General features: G+C 65.2%; 13 protein-coding genes. 7 read left to right on the forward strand and 6 right to left on the reverse strand.

What is annotated here, in order from left to right; genetic code table 11:
• The first annotated feature begins 44 nt into the window (after window positions 1-44).
• Window positions 45-1,415: a chromate efflux transporter gene (chrA, locus tag KHO27_RS07630; protein WP_214501542.1), complete on the forward strand. Its 1,371-nt coding sequence runs from the start codon at window positions 45-47 to the stop codon at window positions 1,413-1,415.
• A 181-nt stretch (window positions 1,416-1,596) separates the two neighbouring features.
• Here chrA and KHO27_RS07635 read toward each other — a convergent pair whose 3' ends face one another.
• The 4 genes from KHO27_RS07635 to KHO27_RS07650 all read right to left on the reverse strand — a co-directional run bounded on the left by KHO27_RS07635 (window position 1,597) and on the right by KHO27_RS07650 (window position 4,761).
• Window positions 1,597-2,283, reverse strand: a complete 687-nt coding sequence (locus tag KHO27_RS07635; protein ID WP_139670785.1) for an anti-sigma factor — start codon at window positions 2,281-2,283, stop codon at window positions 1,597-1,599.
• A complete protein-coding gene (locus KHO27_RS07640) occupies window positions 2,280-2,828 on the reverse strand; it encodes a sigma-70 family RNA polymerase sigma factor (protein ID WP_214501543.1) in 549 nt (182 codons plus the stop codon). Before KHO27_RS07640 ends, KHO27_RS07635 begins: the two co-directional genes overlap by 4 nt.
• A gap of 103 nt (window positions 2,829-2,931) precedes the next feature.
• Window positions 2,932-3,459 (reverse strand): DUF3455 domain-containing protein, encoded by a 528-nt coding sequence (locus KHO27_RS07645; RefSeq protein WP_111532426.1) that lies wholly within the window; start codon window positions 3,457-3,459, stop codon window positions 2,932-2,934.
• A 387-nt stretch (window positions 3,460-3,846) separates the two neighbouring features.
• Entirely contained in the window at window positions 3,847-4,761 is a 915-nt protein-coding gene (locus KHO27_RS07650) for a LysR family transcriptional regulator (protein WP_046855927.1), read from the reverse strand.
• Window positions 4,762-4,968: 207 nt separating this feature from the next.
• Between KHO27_RS07650 and KHO27_RS07655 the strand changes: the two genes are divergently transcribed.
• The 6 genes from KHO27_RS07655 to KHO27_RS07680 all read left to right on the forward strand — a co-directional run bounded on the left by KHO27_RS07655 (window position 4,969) and on the right by KHO27_RS07680 (window position 14,354).
• Entirely contained in the window at window positions 4,969-5,994 is a 1,026-nt protein-coding gene (locus tag KHO27_RS07655) for a zinc-dependent alcohol dehydrogenase family protein (RefSeq protein WP_110699525.1), read from the forward strand.
• A gap of 208 nt (window positions 5,995-6,202) precedes the next feature.
• A complete protein-coding gene (locus KHO27_RS07660; RefSeq protein WP_110699523.1) occupies window positions 6,203-7,582 on the forward strand; it encodes a hypothetical protein in 1,380 nt (459 codons plus the stop codon).
• 79 nt (window positions 7,583-7,661) lie between these two features.
• Entirely contained in the window at window positions 7,662-9,314 is a 1,653-nt protein-coding gene (locus KHO27_RS07665) for a VRR-NUC domain-containing protein (protein WP_214501544.1), read from the forward strand.
• Entirely contained in the window at window positions 9,311-11,566 is a 2,256-nt protein-coding gene (locus tag KHO27_RS07670) for an ATP-dependent DNA helicase (RefSeq protein WP_214501545.1), read from the forward strand. Before KHO27_RS07665 ends, KHO27_RS07670 begins: the two co-directional genes overlap by 4 nt.
• 79 nt (window positions 11,567-11,645) lie before the next feature.
• Window positions 11,646-13,283 carry a phosphoglucomutase (alpha-D-glucose-1,6-bisphosphate-dependent) gene (gene pgm / locus KHO27_RS07675; RefSeq protein WP_139670798.1) on the forward strand — a complete coding sequence of 546 codons (1,638 nt, stop codon included), beginning with the start codon at window positions 11,646-11,648 and terminating at the stop codon, window positions 13,281-13,283.
• 183 nt (window positions 13,284-13,466) lie between these two features.
• Window positions 13,467-14,354, forward strand: coding sequence for a pirin family protein (locus tag KHO27_RS07680; protein WP_214501546.1), 888 nt, complete (start codon window positions 13,467-13,469; stop codon window positions 14,352-14,354).
• Window positions 14,355-14,449: 95 nt separating this feature from the next.
• Here KHO27_RS07680 and KHO27_RS07685 read toward each other — a convergent pair whose 3' ends face one another.
• Both KHO27_RS07685 and KHO27_RS07690 read right to left on the reverse strand, forming a co-directional pair.
• Complete coding sequence (locus KHO27_RS07685) at window positions 14,450-14,866, reverse strand: RidA family protein (protein ID WP_023632135.1); 417 nt, start codon at window positions 14,864-14,866, stop codon at window positions 14,450-14,452.
• Window positions 14,866-16,182 (reverse strand): flavin-containing monooxygenase, encoded by a 1,317-nt coding sequence (locus KHO27_RS07690; RefSeq protein ID WP_038705934.1) that lies wholly within the window; start codon window positions 16,180-16,182, stop codon window positions 14,866-14,868. The genes KHO27_RS07685 and KHO27_RS07690 overlap by 1 nt, the downstream gene beginning before the upstream one ends.
• Between the last annotated feature and the right edge of the window lie 194 nt (window positions 16,183-16,376).

Consider the following 16,376-nt stretch of genomic DNA (forward strand, 5'->3'; position numbering starts at 1 on the left):
TTTCGATGTAATGCTGGCAGCGCCTGCGCGTGAGGAAAAAAACAATGGTTGATACCACCCCCGCTGTGAGTAGACAGCCCCCATCGCAAGCGACTCAGCAGCCGATAGGCATTTATGAAGCTTTTCTGTTTTGGCTCAAGCTGGGCTTCATCAGCTTTGGCGGACCCGCCGGACAGATCTCGATCATGCACCAGGAACTGGTCGAGCGTCGCCGCTGGATCAGCGAGAAGCGGTTTTTGCACGCGCTGAACTACTGCATGTTGTTGCCTGGCCCTGAGGCTCAGCAGCTTGCCACCTACATCGGTTGGCTCATGCACCGCACCTGGGGTGGGGTGATTGCCGGCGCATTGTTCGTGCTGCCTTCGCTGTTCATCCTGATCGGTTTGTCCTGGGTCTACGTCGTGTTTGGCGAGGTGCCGGTAGTCGCGGGGATCTTCTATGGCATCAAACCGGCAGTCACGGCCATTGTGATCCACGCAGCCCACCGAATTGGATCGCGCGTACTGAAGAATGGCTGGCTGTGGGCTATGTCCGCAGCCTCGTTCGTGGCCATCTTCGCCCTCAACGCGCCGTTCCCCCTTATCGTGCTGGTGGCCGCCATCATTGGCTATATAGGCGGTCGCCTCGCCCCAGGCAAATTCGTGATCGGTGGCGGTCATGGGGGCGCGACGAACAGCTATGGTCCGGCTGTGATCGATGACGACACCCCACCCCCTGAGCATGCCCGTTTCAGCTCGAGGCACCTGGTACGCCTGCTGCTCACCGGTGCCGGACTATGGGCAATACCCATGGGGCTGCTGGTGCTGTGGTTTGGCTGGGATGGCACCCTGACGCAAATGGGCTGGTTTTTCACCAAGGCCGCTCTGATGACCTTTGGTGGCGCCTACGCGGTGCTGCCTTATGTCTACCAAGGGGCTGTCGGGCACTATGGGTGGCTGTCACCCACCCAGATGATCGATGGCCTCGCGTTAGGGGAAACCACACCAGGGCCATTGATCATGGTGGTTGCCTTCGTCGGCTTTGTCGGTGGCTACGTCCATCCGATGTTCGGTACCGAACATCCATTCCTTGCTGGCGCAGTCGCAGCGAGTCTTGTCACTTGGTTCACCTTCCTGTCGTCGTTCATCTTCATCCTTGCTGGAGGCCCGGTCGTGGAGTCGACTCACAACGAGATTAAATTCACCGCCCCGCTTACAGGCATCACCGCCGCTGTAGTTGGCTTGATCCTGAACCTCGTTATGTTCTTCGGCTACCACGTGCTCTGGCCTATGGGCTTCAATGGGGCGTTCGACTGGCCGTCCGCAGTGATCACGGCTCTAGCTGCGATTGCTTTGTTTCGCTTCAAGCGAGGTGTGATTGAGGTGCTGTTCACCTGCGCACTGGCCGGCATCGCAGTTCACATGATGGGTATATGAGACCAGAGGTTGTGCCGAAAAGGGTTTCCCAGTGACCGGCGAGCCCTTGTCAATCCTTAGCCTGGCGCTGTAAAAAGCAGCGCTCAGATTACCTCTCGCCACTACCTGCTTGGGTGGCGAAAGCGGAGTGTTGTGGATAGCCTCTAACGGCTCAGGCGGCCAGTAGTTGCAGACTTGTGGGTCATATCACTTTTACCGCACGGCCAATGAACTTCACCGGCCCTGTCGGCAGCCCGGTGGGCGAACCGCCGGATTTCTCCAATGTCAGCTCGAACAACTGATTGGCCTCCAGTGGCGGCAGGCTCTGCAGCGGAACACGATAGGGCTCACCGGGTTTGACCAGGCCCAGCGAAACCGGTGCGCGCCACTGCTCGCCCTTAGTCCAGAACTGCAGGGCCATGCCTTCGGGGACTGCATCCTTGCCAAGCGGGATCAGCTCGATCATACGGCTGTCGCTGGTCTGTACCACCCAGCCAGGTGCCTGGCTGCTCGGTGCCACGAGCACTACCACGAATTGAGTGGTGGGCGGGGGTGTCGTCAGCAGCATGAACGTCAGCAACACGCTTGCTGCCAGCCCCGCAGTACTCAGTGCTTGCCACAGGCCGAGCCGTTGCCACCACTTGACTGACGGGGTGGCCAATTCACTCAGGCTGCGCTGGATTCGGCCCCACAGGCGGGCGCTTGGTGGCCGCGCAGCAGCCAGTGCGGTCAGCTCCAGCAGGCGTGCCTCCCAGGCATCCACCGCGGCGCGCAAGTACGGGTCGGTGCCCAGGCGCTCGGTCACTGCGGCGTGCTGCTCCGGTGACAAGACCCCCAATACGAACTCGCCGGCGAGGGTGTCCAATGCTTCGGCAGTATCCGGGTTCATTCCAGGCACTCCCGCAGGGCCTTCAGGCTGCGCTTGATCCAGGCCTTGACGGTGCCCAATGGCGCACCCAGTAGCCCGGCGATTTCGGCGTGGCTGCAACCGTCCACATAGGCGTGCAGGATGCAACGCTGGGGGGCGGGCTGCAATTGTTCGAGGCAACGGTAGATTTTCGCCGAGCCTGACCAGAGGTCAATGTCATCGAGCTCCCCGTGTAATGCAGTTGAAATGTCGATGTGGGCGTCATCCAGCACGGCTTCACGGCGAGTATCGCGGATCGTATTCAGCGCCAGGTGGCGGGTGATGCTGTAGATCCAGCCCCGAGCTGAGCCGCGCGCCGGATCGAAGCTGGCAGCGCGGGTCCAGATGCGGATGAAGGCATCGTGGACGATATCTTCTGCGGTGGCGTCATCACGGGCAATGCGCCGGGCAACCCCCAACAGGCGTGCACCCTCGTGATCGTAGAGCGCCTGCAGGGCTCGGCGGTCGCCCTGTGCACAGGCCTTCAGGCAACGATCGAAATCGAAGTCGGTGACAGGCGAGTTCAACGTGTGCGGTTTCCTTGTTGTATGCAAGTTACCCCGACCAATCAGCCGGGGGCTTGCCAACGAGCGTAGATGAACGGTTGCAACGTGTCTGCTCAAGCGCCCTTCACTTGGCTGTCCAGAACACATAGTCAGCCTGGTACTGGACGATCTGCTTGGCACCTTTGTTTTGCGCCGTGCAGTCGCTTGCCGGCGCCACGCCGCCGCGGGTGGCCAGGCGCTGGATATAGCTGACTCCCTGCATGGCGCCTTTGCCTTCGGCCGGGTTGGCCTTGACCAGTTGATAGGGTATGGCGCCCTTGTCGGCAGGTGCGACCGCCAGCTGGGTGCCGGTGACTTTCGATCCGTCCTTGGCCTGCCAGGTGGCGGGTGGGCCGAAGTAGTCGCCCACCTGTTTGCCTGCACGGTCATTGAGCACGGCCTTGGGGCCGACGAAGGTCCATTCGGTCTGGCCGGGGGTGTTGGCCTTGTCGCGGCACTCGTAGGTGATCTCGCCGACGCCTACGGTCTCGAGCAAGACGCGATGGCCATCGGGGACCTTGACCGCATCAGGCAGCGCGGATTGGGCGTATGCGGGTTGCAGCGTCAGGGCGAGGCTGCAGGCGAGCAGGCAGGCGGAGGATTTGAGGCTCATGGGTATGGCTCCTGACAGGTGATTGGGCTGGGCAGTCACAGGCCGCCCACTAGCAATACCCGCCAACGAGCAAACTGGATGCACTTAAATGGGAAAAATGGGTTTAGCCCACAACCTGCCAATAGGTCGACGCCTTTCCTGCGCATTTTCACCAACGCACCATGACTCTCCGGGACTGAACACCTAGCCAGCGCATCGTGATGCTACTCAAGACACCGCGAACGCCCGCGAGGGATTTACTCACCAGTCACTGTTCGGATACGTCACGGAAGGTGTGCTCTTCATCGAGCAACTGTGAAATGAGCGGAATACGATGGGCGGTTTGGGACTGATGTGCTCAACATCTCTATGAATCGATTAGTATTTTTTCATCTAAGTAGAAGCTTTTCACAAGCTGTCAGGATCGCCAAAGAACATCTGTATCCGCGACCTCAACCACCGCTCCGCCGGATCATTATCCTGCGCCCCGCGCCAGGCCATGTGCAGCTCGAAGCTGCGCACCTCCAGCGGCAGGTCCTCGGCCCGCAGGCCGCCCGCCGCCGTAAGGGCATCGGCGGTGTAATCCGGCACGGTGGCGACGATATCGGTCCCTGCCAGCAAGCTCCCCAAGCCGTTGAACTGCGGCACGGCCAGCACCACATGGCGCTTGCGGCCGATTTCCTCCAGCGCCTCGTCGATGAACCCGGACAGGTCGCCGGCGAACGACACCAGCGCGTGGGGCCGGGCGCAGAAGTCGTCCAGGGTGATGTTGCCGGGCATGCTGTCGGCGCGTAGCAGCTTGGGCATGCTGCGGCGCAGTACCTTGCGCTTGGCGTTGGCCGGCAGGTCGCTGGTGTAGCTCACGCCCACCGAGATTTCGCCGGAGGCCAGCAGGGTGGGCATCAGCAGGTAGTTGACCCGGCGCACCACCAGCACGATGCCGGGCGCCTCGGCGCGGATGCGCTTGAGCAGTTGGGGCAGCAGGGCGAATTCGGCGTCATCCGACAGGCCGATGCGGAACACCGCGTTGCTGGTGGCCGGGTCGAACTCGGCGGCGCGGCTGACGGCGGTGGAGATCGAGTCCAGCGCCGGCGACAGCAGGGCAAAGATCTCGTGGGCGCGCGCCGACGGCTCCATGCTGCGGCCGGTACGCACGAACAGCGGGTCGTCGAACAGGTTGCGCAGGCGCGACAGCGCGGCGCTGATCGCCGGCTGGCCGAGGAACAGTTTCTCGGCGGCGCGGGTCACGCTGCGTTCGTGCATCAGCGTCTCGAACACGATCAGCAGGTTGAGGTCTACGCGACGCAAGTCGTTACGATTCATTCGATGCGGCTCGCCTGAAGTGGGGCAGGGGTGAATCTTAAGGCCAAAGGCTGGTACCCTGCACCGATTTCCGGGTGCCAATGCACAGATTTGTCAGGGGCCCAATCAATGACAGGCATGTCGACTATTAACAGCCACTGATGGTCCAACCGTGAAAGCCCGGATAAAGTCCGTGGTAATACGAGATTCACAAAGGCGAGGTATGCGATGTCCCGCATGATCCGTTTCCACAAGTTCGGCCAGGCCGATGTGCTCCGTTGCGAGGAGCAGGCCGAACCGTCCCCGGCCACCGGCGAGGTGCAGATCCGCGTCGAGGCGATCGGCATCAGCTGGTACGACGTGCTCTGGCGGCAGAACCTGGCGCCGTCCCAGGCGCGGCTGCCGGCGGGTATCGGCCATGAGATGGCCGGCGTGGTCACCGCGGTCGGCGAGGGCGTGGACGATATCGCGGTGGGCGACCGGGTCGCCAGCTTCCCGGCCACCAGCCCCAACGACCACCCGGTCTACGGTGACGTGATCGTGCTGCCGCGTAGCGCCATCACCCGTTATCCGGACGTGCTGACCCCGATCGAGGCCAGCGTGCACTACACCCCGCTGCTGATCGCCTACTTCGCCTATGTCGACCTGGCCCGGGCCAAGGCCGGGCAGACCGCGCTGGTCACCGACGCCAGCCACTGCGCCGGGCCGGCCTTCGTGCAGCTGGGCAAGGCCCTGGGGTTGAAGGTGTTCGCTGCCACCAAGGAACCCGCGCAGCGTGAATACCTGCTGGGCCTGGGTGCGGACAAGGTGATCGTCACCGAGGAGCAGGACCTGCTGATGCAGATCGGCAAGTACACCGATGGCCGTGGCGTGGACATGGTCCTCGACGGCATGGGCGGCCCGCAGATGTCGCTGCTCGGCGATGTCCTGGCGCCACGTGGCAACCTGGTGCTGTATGGCCTGCAAGGCGGCAACCAGACGCCGTTCCCGGCCTGCGCGGCGTTCCAGAAGAACATCCAGTTCCATGTGCACTGCATCGGCAACTTCACCGGCAAGCCGGAGCTGGGCATCGCCCAGGACCAGGTGGCGTTGCAACGGGCCTTGCGCGACATCAACCAGTTCACCGCCGACCAGCTGCTGACACCGCAGATCATCAAGGTGTACCCGTTCGAGCAGGTGGTCGAGGCGCACCGGCATATGGACGCCTGCCCTTGCGGTGGACGGGTGGTGCTGGACATGGGCGGGCAGGGCTGACGCTGCTGACGCCAGCGCCGGGCAAGCCCGCTTCTACCGCCGTGGCATGACGCCCGCCCTGTAGGGGCGGGCTTTGGTTCGTGGCCTCACTGCCAAACATTGCTAATTTTCTTACCCGGTTTTGGGAAGTTTCCTTCAAGCTCGGTCAGCTATTCATCTGCCAGAATCGGACTTCAATTCGAAGCCGTCAGGGAGATGGAGCGATAGCATGACCGAGACCCACGACCAAGCCATGCACTATATCTACCAGCAGGTCCTGCAGCGCCTGCTGGAGCACATGAGCCAGGCCCAGCGCGCCTCGGTGCAGTTGCTGGTCCAGCGCCTGCTGGTCATCGCTGGCGGCCAGGAATACATCGGCAACCTGCGGGTACTGGCCCTGCACGGCGTGGACCGACGCAGCGCGCATCTGCTGGCCTGCCTGCGCGCCGCGCAACTGAGTATCGCCATTCGCCACGCCGCCACCTTCCGCCTGCGGGTGCTGGCGGCCCGCCTGCCCACCCTCGACGACACCGCCCTGGCCCTTCACGACCGTTGCTTCAGCGCACTGTTCCTGCACGATGATCCGCGGGTGGAGCTGTTGCGCGCCGATGGCGGGCAGCTTGGCCCATTTGGTGCCCGACAGGCCTGTTCGGCCGAACAATTGGCCGCCGCGGGTAACGCCTGGCTGCTGTTCGGGCACCTCGCCGGCGGGCAGCCCGGGGCTTTGCTCGGCGCCAGGGGGTATCTGGATGTGGGGGCCAGCCTTGGGCAGGTGCTGGGTGGGCAAGACGGCGAGCAGCTCCTGGTCAGCGCCGCGCCGCTTGCCCAGCGCCACCGCCTGCTGGCCTGGGGGCGGCGTTGCCTGCGCCATAGCGGGGAGGTCGCGCACACCGTGACACCCCACAGCGTCCTGGCCGCCGGTGTCGAACAGCTGCACCAGATACTGTCTGACCCTTGGCAGTCGCCGGCAGCGCCCATGCGCGATCAGCCCTGGGGCGATACCCACCTGATGACGGTGGAGGATCTGCTGCGCCATCCCGACGACGGCGGGCACCTTGACCGCATGCTCGGGCGGGAGGAGGCGCAGGCCTGGCATGCCCAGGGGCCGGCAGGGTTGTTCGACCCTTTGCCGCTGGCCCACCTGCATGGCCTCAAGGCGCAGTACCTCGAGCAGCGTACCTACCGCGAGGGCGCGCAGGCGTTCTACCAGCGTTTGCGCCAGCCGGCGGTGGCCTGGCCGCAGGGGCGGGCCTTGCGCGACGAGGCCCAGGCGCGGCTGCTTGCGGCCTATGGCGTCAATGAAGCGCAATTGGTCTGCCAGCTGTTCACCCCCTTCGACGCGCAGGGGCACAACCTCGAAGCCTTCGTGCTGCGCTGCCATCCCGGTATGCGCGTCGCGTTGCCATACCTGCACCGTGCCCTGCAGGGCCAGCCTTGTCCGGAGCCTGTCAGCCAGTGGCTGGTGGATACCAGCGGCCTGCAGCTCGCGCAGTTGCGGGCGCTGTACGCCGGCACGCTCGGCAGCCAGGCACGGCGCCTGTACCAGTTACTGGGGCGGCGCGACCTGTGGCTGCGGCCGCTGCCGGCCGGTTCGTGGAGCAGCGCGTGACCGTTGATCCAGCGCACTTGCCCCAGTAGGCGGTCTGTATGTATAACCAGTGCTTGTTCCCCAGCGCCCGACTTGCACCGTGATCGCTCATTCTGTCGATGATCCCTTGTACTACCTGTATAACTTCCGTCAGGTCCTGAGCTGGGTGGGGCAACGCTACGCCGACCTGCTGGACCACGACGAGCATGCTTTCATCGAAGCGTTCAGCGAGCTACCGGTATCCGCGCAGGCCTTGCTGGTACGGATGGTCATGCGCAAGGGCGAGTGGTTTCGCAGGGACAAGCTCGACTACGCCGAGATCGGTGATACCGACGCGGCCCTGGTACCGTTGCTGGCTTTGGACTGGGTAGCAGCCGACGCACCGCTGGCCGTCGAGCAATTGTGGGCTTTGCTGCGCAAGGACGAACTGGTCGGGCTTTTCACCGGGAAAATTCCCCGGCCTCGGGCCAGCAAGGCCGAATTGCTGGAACAGTTGCAGGCACTCGAGCTGGCGCCCAGGCCCCTGGCACAGTGGTGCCCCGATTTCCCGACGCTGATCCTGCACTGGAGCCGGCAGCCATTATGCGACCGGCTGCGGCTGTTGTTCTTTGGCAACCTGTACCAGAGCTGGTCCGATTTCGTGCTGGCCGACCTGGGCGTGTTCCGTTACGAACAGGTGGCGTTCAGCGCCGACTCGCGGGCCTTGCGCCAGCGTAGCGAGGTCGACCTGGCCATGGCCCTGCACCAGTGCGCCGAGCGCCTCGAGCAGGGCGCCGCGCCCGCCGAACTGCTCGCGGCACTCGCGGGCCTTGACCACAGCAACCCCTGGTTGGTCCGTCGTCGGGCGCGGCTGCTGTTCAGCATCGGCCAGCAATGCGAGCGTGCTGGCGACTGGGGCCTGGCGTTGCAGGTCTATGCCGACTGCGCCCACCCCGAGGCGCGCATCCGCCAGGTCCGGGTATACGAGCGCAGCGAGCAGTGGCAGCCGGCACTCGCATTGGCCCAGGCCATGGCCCAGGCGCCTGCCAACGCGTTGGAATGCCAGGCGTTGGAGCGCATGTTGCCACGGTTGGCGCGCAAGCTCGGCGGCCCGCCACAACCGCGTCGGCGCACGAGCGCGGTCACGCTCATCGAGCTGGAACTGCCGGCTGCGATGGCGGCACTGGGGGTGGAAGAGGCGGTGCGTCTGTATCTGGAGCAGCAGGGCGGGGCTGTCCACTACGTCGAGAACACCCTGTTCAACAGCCTGTTCGGCCTGCTGTGCTGGGAGGCGATCTTCGCACCGGTACCAGGTGCTTTCTTCAACCCATTCCAGGCCGGGCCCCAGGACCTGCATGACACGGACTTCCAACTGCGCCGCGCCGAGCTGTTCGCAACCTGCCTGGGCCGGCTCGACGATGGCAGTCACCGTGAGGCCATTCGGGCCTGCCATGCGGCCAAGCAAGGCCTGCAGTCGCCGTTTGTGTTCTGGCAGATGCTCGATGAGCCACTGCTCGAACAGGCACTCGAGCACCTGCCGCCCGAGCATTTGAAAGCTTGCTTCCTGCGTTTGCTGCAGGACATCCGCGCCAACCGCGCCGGCATGCCCGACCTTATCCAGTTCTGGCCGGGGCAGGGCGGCTATCGCATGGTCGAGGTCAAGGGGCCGGGCGACCGCCTGCAGGACAACCAGCTGCGCTGGCTCGAGTTCTGCCACGCCCACGGGTTGCCGGTGGCGGTCTGCCATGTGCGCTGGCAGGCTACGCCGGCATGAGCTACACCGTGGCCGTGCGCGCCCTGTGCGAATTCAGCGCCAAGGTCGGCGATCTCGACCTGCGTTTCACGCCGTCGCCCAGTGCCCAGGAAGGTATCGCCGGGCACCGCCGGGTGGTGGCCAAGCGCGGTGCCGGCTATGAGTCGGAGGTGGCGCTGGAGAGCGAATACCAAGGTTTGAGGGTGCGCGGCCGGGCCGATGGCTACGACCCGGCACGCAACCGGCTGGAAGAGATCAAGACCCATCGCGGCGACCTCGCCCGCCAGCCCGACAATCACCGCCAACTGCACTGGGCCCAGGCCAAGGTCTACGCCTGGCTGCTGTGCCAGGCGCGGCAGTTGCCGGCGATCGACGTGGCGCTGGTGTACCTGGACGTCGACAGCGACGGCCAGACCGTGATCAGCGAGCATTGCGGCGCCGACGACCTTAGGCGTTTTTTCGAGGCTCAGTGCCAGCGCTTCCTGGCCTGGGCGCAGGCGCAGGAACGACGCCTGGCTGAACGCGACCGGGGTCTGCTGGCCCTGACCTTTCCTTACCCTGCGTTGCGTCAAGGCCAGCGGCAACTGGCCGAGACCCTGTACAAGGCGGTGAGCACCGGCCGTTGCTTGATGGCCCAGGCCAGCACCGGCATCGGCAAGACCCTCGGCACCCTGTTTCCGCTGCTCAAGGCCGTGGTGCCTCAGCAGTTGGACAAGCTTTACTTCCTCACGGCCAAGACCCCAGGGCGGGCCCTGGCCCTCGATGCATTGCGCCAGATTACCCAGGCGTCGCCGCAACCGGCCCTGCGCAGCCTGGAGCTGATCGCCCGCGACAAGGCCTGCGAGTTTCCGCAAAACGCCTGCCATGGCGAGTCCTGTCCCTTGGCGCGGGGCTTCTACGACCGCTTGCCCGCTGCCCGTGAAGCGGCCGCGCAGGTGCCGTTGCTCGACCGCGCCAGCCTGCGCGAGGTGGCCTTGGCACACCAGGTCTGCCCCTATTACCTGGGGCAGGAGATGGCGCGCTGGGTCGACCTGCTGGTGGCCGACTACAACTACTACTTCGACGCCCATGCATTGCTGTTCGGCCTGGCCCAGGCCAACCAGTGGCGCACGGCGGTGCTGGTGGACGAGGCGCACAACCTGGTAGAGCGCGGGCGGCAGATGTACAGCGCCAGCCTCGACCAGGGCCAGTTGCTGGCACTGCGCCAGGCCAAGCCGGCCGGGCTGGGCAGCGCCCTGGACCGGCTGAATCGGCAATGGAACGCGTTGTACAAGGCGCAGGTCGCGCCTTACCAGGCGAGCGAACAGCTGCCCGACGCCTTCCTGCGCGCCCTGCAGCAGTGCATCGGGCTGATCCAGGAGCGCATGAACCAGGCGCCTGCCGAGGTCGAGCCCAAGGTGCTGGAGTTCTACTTCCAGGCCTTGCAGTTCAGCCGTATCGCCGAGCTGTTCGACGAGCACTTCCTGTTCGATATCAGTCCGCGCAACGGCCCCCGTGGGCGGCGCCTGGCCACGTTGTGCCTGCGCAACGTGGTGCCTGCCCGGCTGCTGGGCCCCCGCATGAGCGCGGCGCGCAGCGTCACGCTGTTTTCCGCGACCCTGAATCCCCGGCACTTCTACACCGACCTGCTGGGCATGCCGGCCGACACTGCCTGGCTGGAAGTCGCCGCGCCGTTTCGCGCCGAGCAGTTGCAGGTGCGCATCGTCAGCGAGGTGTCTACCCGCTACCAGCAGCGCCATGCCTCACTGGTGCCGATCGTCGAGCTGATCGCCGCCCAGTTCGCCGGCCAGCCGGGCAACTACCTGGCCTTCTTCAGCAGCTTCGAGTACCTCGAACAGGTGGCGCGGCTGCTGGCCGAACGCTACCCGGCGCTACCCATCTGGCGCCAGTCTCCCGGCATGGACGAGGCCAGCCGCGAGGCCTTTCTGGCGCGCTTCGTGGAGCAAGGGCAGGGGGTAGGCTTCGCCGTGCTCGGTGGCGCCTTCGGCGAGGGTGTCGACCTGCCGGGCAGCCGCTTGATCGGCGCTTTCGTCGCCACCCTCGGACTGCCCCAGGTCAATCCGGTCAACGAACAGTTCAAGCAGCGCCTGGGCCGCCAGTTCGGCGCCGGTTTCGACTATGCGTATCTCTATCCTGGAGTGCGCAAGGTAATCCAGGCCGCGGGCCGGGTGATCCGCGGCGACCACGACCGGGGTGTGCTGGTGCTGATCGACGAGCGCTTTGCCGAACCACGGGTGCGGCAGATGTTCCCCGGCTGGTGGCAACTGGCGTGAACGCCGCCATCGCCTGGCGCTGAAACTCCCAGTACACTGCGCGTTCCAACACCAACATCCGTTGATTTCGAGGTTCCGCATGACGCTCAGTCCTTTGGCAGGCAAGCCGGCTCCGGCCAGCGTGCTGGTCGATATCCCCCGCCTGTTGACCGCTTACTATACCGGCCGTCCCGACGCCGCGGTGGCGGCCCAGCGCGTGGCCTTCGGCACCTCGGGCCACCGCGGCACTTCGTTCGAACTGAGCTTCAACGAATACCACGTGCTGGCGATCACCCAGGCCATCTGCCTGTATCGCCAGGAGAAAGGCATCGACGGCCCGTTGTTCATCGGTGCCGACACTCACGCGTTGTCCGCCCCGGCCGCTGCCAGCGCCCTGGAAGTGCTGGCCGCCAATGGCGTGCAGGTGATGTTGAGCAAGGACGACGAGTACACCCCGACCCCGGCGGTGTCCCATGCCATCCTCTGCTACAACCGTGGCCGCCAGCAGGGCCTGGCCGACGGCATCGTCATCACCCCGTCGCACAACCCGCCGCAGAGCGGTGGCTTCAAGTACAACCCGCCCAACGGCGGCCCGGCCGACAGCGACGTGACCAAGTGGATCGAGGCCAAGGCCAACGAGCTGCTGGCGGCGAACCTGGCTGGCGTCAAGCGCATGGACTACCAGCAGGCGCTGGCGGCGCCGACCACCCAGCGCCACGACTACGTGAGCAGCTATGTCGCCGACCTGGAAAACGTCATCGACTTCGACGTGATCCGCAGCGCCAATCTGCGCCTCGGCGTCGACCCATTGGGCGGTGCCGGCGTGCGCTACTGGTCGGCCATCGCCGAGCACTACCAACTGAACCTGGAAGTGGTGAACACCGAGGTCGATCCGACCTTCCGTTTCATGACCGTCGACTGGGACGGGCAGATCCGCATGGACCCGTCCTCGCCTTACGCCATGCAGGGCCTGATCGGCCTGCGCGAGCGGTTCGACGTGGCCTTCGCCTGCGACCCGGACCACGACCGCCACGGCATCGTCACCGCCGACGGCCTGCTGCAGCCGAACAACTATCTGGCCGTGGCCATCGACTACCTGTACCGCAACCGCCCGCAATGGCGCAGTGATGCCGCCGTGGGCAAGACCGTGGTTTCCAGCGGCCTGATCGACCGCGTCACCGCGGGCCTGGGCCGTGAGCTGTATGAAGTGCCGGTGGGCTTCAAGTTCTTCGCCCAGGGCCTGTTCGACGGTTCGCTGGGCTTCGGTGGCGAAGAAAGCGCCGGCGCCTCGTTCCTGCGCAAGGACGGCTCGGTCTGGGCCACCGACAAGGACGGCCTGATTCCGGCGCTGCTGGCGGCCGAGATGACCGCCCGCACCGGGCGCAACCCGAGCCAGATCTACGCCGACCTGACCGCCAAGCTGGGCAAGCCGTACGCCACCCGCGTCGAGGCCAAGGCCGACGCACGGCAGAAGGCGCTGCTGAGCAAGCTGGCGCCGGAGCAGGTCAAGTCCACCGAGCTTGCCGGCGAGCCGATCCAGCAGATCCTCAGCCATGCGCCGGGTAACAACCAGGCCATCGGCGGCCTGAAGGTAATGACCGAGAACGGCTGGTTCGCCGCCCGTCCTTCGGGCACAGAGGATATCTACAAGATCTACGCCGAAAGCTTCATCGACGAGGCGCACCTCAAGCGCCTGGTGGCCGAAGCCCAAGTGCTGGTGGACGCAGCGATCGCCTGATCGACGCTGATACGCATCGCGGGGCAAGCCTGCTGCCACTGCCTGCTTCGTTCAGGCGTGGCAGCGGGCTTGCCCCGCGATGCGTTTGGTTGTTCCACTGATGGAACGATCCATGCCATTTCAGCTATCTACCGCAGTATTGGCCTCATCTGTAAGGTGTAACCCATCAACAGGAGGCTTCTCATGAAAAAGATCCAGGGTATCCACCGCAGCCCCAACGCCCACTGGGTGGGCGACGGCTTCCCGGTGCGCAGCCTGTTCACCTACGACCATCTGGCGCGGCATATCAGCCCGTTCCTGCTGCTGGATTATGCCGGCCCGCATGACTTCGCCCCGACCACTGCCCGGCGTGGCGTCGGCCAGCACCCGCACCGCGGTTTCGAGACCGTCACCATCGTCTACCAGGGCGAACTGGAGCACCGCGACTCCACCGGCGCGGGCGGCCTGATCGGCCCGGGCGATGTGCAATGGATGACCGCTGCGGGCGGCATCATCCACGAGGAGTTCCATTCCCCGGCCTTTGCCCGTAGCGGCGGCACGCTGGAGATGGTGCAGCTGTGGGTCAACCTGCCGGCCAGGGACAAGCGCGCCGCAGCGGGCTACCAGACGCTGTTGGCCAACGACATTCCGGTGGTGACGCTGGAAGGTGAGGCGGGCAGCCTGCGAGTGATCGCCGGGCGTTACCTTGACCGTCAGGGGCCGGCGCGCACCTTTACCGAGATGGACGTCTGGGACCTGCGCCTGAAGGCGGGTGCCACGCTGAAACTGCCGGTGGCCGCCGGGCGCAATGCCGCGCTGGTGGTGCTGCGCGGTACGCTGCGGGTCAACGATGAGCGCGAAGCCGGTGCGGCCAGCCTGGTATTGCTGGAGCGCGACGGCGACGGTGTGCGCCTCGAGGCGCTGGATGACGTCAGCGTGCTGCTGCTCAGCGGCGAGCCGATCGATGAGCCCATCGTCGGGTATGGCCCGTTCGTGATGAACAGCCAGGCCGAGATCGCTGAATCGTTCGATGATTTCCAGGCCGGGCGGTTTGGGCAGATGGGAGGTACCGAGCGCGGCGTCCGACAATGACAAAGCGTTGACTCCAATCGCCGGCAAGCCGGCTCCCACAGGATCTGTGCTATCCCTGTGGGAGCCGGCTTGCCGGCGATTGCTTTTTCAGACGATCACAGCTGATCCGGCACCACCGCGATCACATCGATCTCCATCAGCCACTCGGCCTGCGCCAATCCTGCCACCACCAGCCCGGTGGAAATCGGGAACACGCCCTTGAGCCACTTGCCCACTTCCTTGTACACCGGTTCGCGGAAGCGTGGGTCGGTGATGTAGGTGGTGGTCTTGACGATATGCGACAGGTCCGAGCCTGCCTCTTCAAGCAACTGCTTGACGTTCTTCATCGCCTGTTCGGCCTGCGCCTGCGGGTCGCCCAGGCCGACCAGGCGGCCTTCGAAATCAGTGCCGACCTGCCCGCGCACGTAGATGGTGTTGCCGGCGCGCACCGCCTGGCACAGGTCGTTGTCCAGGGTCTGGTTAGGGTAGGTGGCCTTGGTGTTGAACATGCGGATGCGAGTGTGGGTAGGCATCAGTGGGCTCCAAAGGTGCTGACGTTGCTGATCGAGGGTTGCTGCTCATCCGCCGTGCGCTGTTCGCGGTCGCGGTAGGCCAGGTAGGTGCGCTGGGTGGCGATGTGGCCGGCGACGTGCTTGGCGTCGTGCCACACGCCCCAGATGAACGACGAGCCGCGGCGTGACAGCCAGGGCAGGCCGAGGAAGTACACGCCTGGTTCTTTCGACACGCCACGCTGGTGTTGCGGCTTACCGTTGGCGTCGAAGGCGTCCACCTGCAGCCAGCTGAAATCCACACCGTAACCGGTGGCCCAGATGATGGTGGTGACGTTGGCCTGGGCCAGGTCCAGCTCGCGCAGCGGGTTGCTGACGCAGGCCGGGTCGGGCAGGCGCTTGCGCGCTTCAGGCTCTGGTGGCAGGTCCAGGCCGTTGCGTTCGACATAGGCGTCGGCGGCGTCCAGCAGGGCCAGGTAGTTCTCGTCGCCACGGTTGATGTTCTCGGCCAGGTTGTCCTGGAAGCGCGCCACGCCGCCCTCGAACGACTGGGTCAGGCCGACCAGGGTCATGCCCTGGTGGGCGAGGGCGCGGAAGTCCACGGTATGGCCGCCACGGGCACCGGACACGGCGATGGTCACGTGCTCGCGGCCAGGCTTGGCGATCTCGGCATCCCATTCGCCGAGCACGCCCAGCCACCAGCAGAAGTCACGGTTGCGGTAGCTGCGTGGCGGGCGGTCGTGGGCGCCCACCGACAGGTACACCTGGCGCCCGGCGCGCATCAGCTCCTCGGCGATCTGCACGCCGGAGGAGCCGGCGCCCACCACCAGCACCGCGCCTTCAGGCAGTTGCTCGGGGTTGTAGTAGGCGGCCGAGTGGATCTGGTGCAGACCGTCGTCCTTTGGCGCGATGGCCGGGATCACCGGGCGCTGGAACGGGCCGGTGGCGGCCACCACGCGGTTGGCGCGGATCACGCCCTGGTTGGTTTCGATGGTGAAGCCCGGGCGGTCGGCGTTGCGTACCACCTGCCTGACCTCGACACCGGTGCGCACTGGCAGGTTGTACTTGCGCACGTACTGCTCGAAGTAGTCGGCGACCTGGTCCTTGCCGGCGAAGGCGTCGGCGTCGAGGTCGAATTCAAGGCCCGGGAAGCGGTCGTGCCAGGCCGGCCCGTTGGCCACCAGCGAATCCCAGCGGCCGGTGCGCCAGGCCTCGGCGATGCGCTTGCGCTCCAGTACCAGATGCGGCACGCCGAGCTTGCTCAGGTGTTCGCTCATGGCCACGCCGGCCTGGCCGGCGCCGACTACGAGGGTGTCGATTTCGATGTTGTTCAGTGTCATGTCCCAGCCCTTCTTCAGCGGCGTTCTTGTTCAGGTCGGTGGGGACCGCCTTTGCCTGGGGCCAGACTAGGGATGGGGGGGCAATCGCGAAAATAGTATTTAGCTGGGGCTTGCCGATAAATTGGCGAAGGGTGGATGGGCACCGCTGCGCGCCGAGCCGCCATAGTTTTTTCTTGCCCTGTGCCGAGGAAAAT

This window comes from Pseudomonas sp. RC3H12, assembly GCF_018596375.1.
Taxonomy (GTDB): Bacteria; Pseudomonadota; Gammaproteobacteria; order Pseudomonadales; family Pseudomonadaceae; genus Aquipseudomonas.

Bases quoted from the DNA above. Each gene is read 5' to 3' on its own strand.
- chrA (WP_214501542.1), top strand. From the start codon at position 45: ATGGTTGATACCACCCCCGCTGTGAGTAGACAGCCCCCATCGCAAGCG.
- KHO27_RS07635 (WP_139670785.1), bottom strand. From the start codon at position 2,283: ATGAACCCGGATACTGCCGAAGCATTGGACACCCTCGCCGGCGAGTTC.
- KHO27_RS07645 (WP_111532426.1), bottom strand. From the start codon at position 3,459: ATGAGCCTCAAATCCTCCGCCTGCCTGCTCGCCTGCAGCCTCGCCCTG.
- KHO27_RS07650 (WP_046855927.1), bottom strand. From the start codon at position 4,761: ATGAATCGTAACGACTTGCGTCGCGTAGACCTCAACCTGCTGATCGTG.
- KHO27_RS07655 (WP_110699525.1), top strand. From the start codon at position 4,969: ATGTCCCGCATGATCCGTTTCCACAAGTTCGGCCAGGCCGATGTGCTC.
- KHO27_RS07660 (WP_110699523.1), top strand. From the start codon at position 6,203: ATGACCGAGACCCACGACCAAGCCATGCACTATATCTACCAGCAGGTC.
- KHO27_RS07670 (WP_214501545.1), top strand. From the start codon at position 9,311: ATGAGCTACACCGTGGCCGTGCGCGCCCTGTGCGAATTCAGCGCCAAG.
- pgm (WP_139670798.1), top strand. From the start codon at position 11,646: ATGACGCTCAGTCCTTTGGCAGGCAAGCCGGCTCCGGCCAGCGTGCTG.
- KHO27_RS07680 (WP_214501546.1), top strand. From the start codon at position 13,467: ATGAAAAAGATCCAGGGTATCCACCGCAGCCCCAACGCCCACTGGGTG.
- KHO27_RS07685 (WP_023632135.1), bottom strand. From the start codon at position 14,866: ATGCCTACCCACACTCGCATCCGCATGTTCAACACCAAGGCCACCTAC.
- KHO27_RS07690 (WP_038705934.1), bottom strand. From the start codon at position 16,182: ATGACACTGAACAACATCGAAATCGACACCCTCGTAGTCGGCGCCGGC.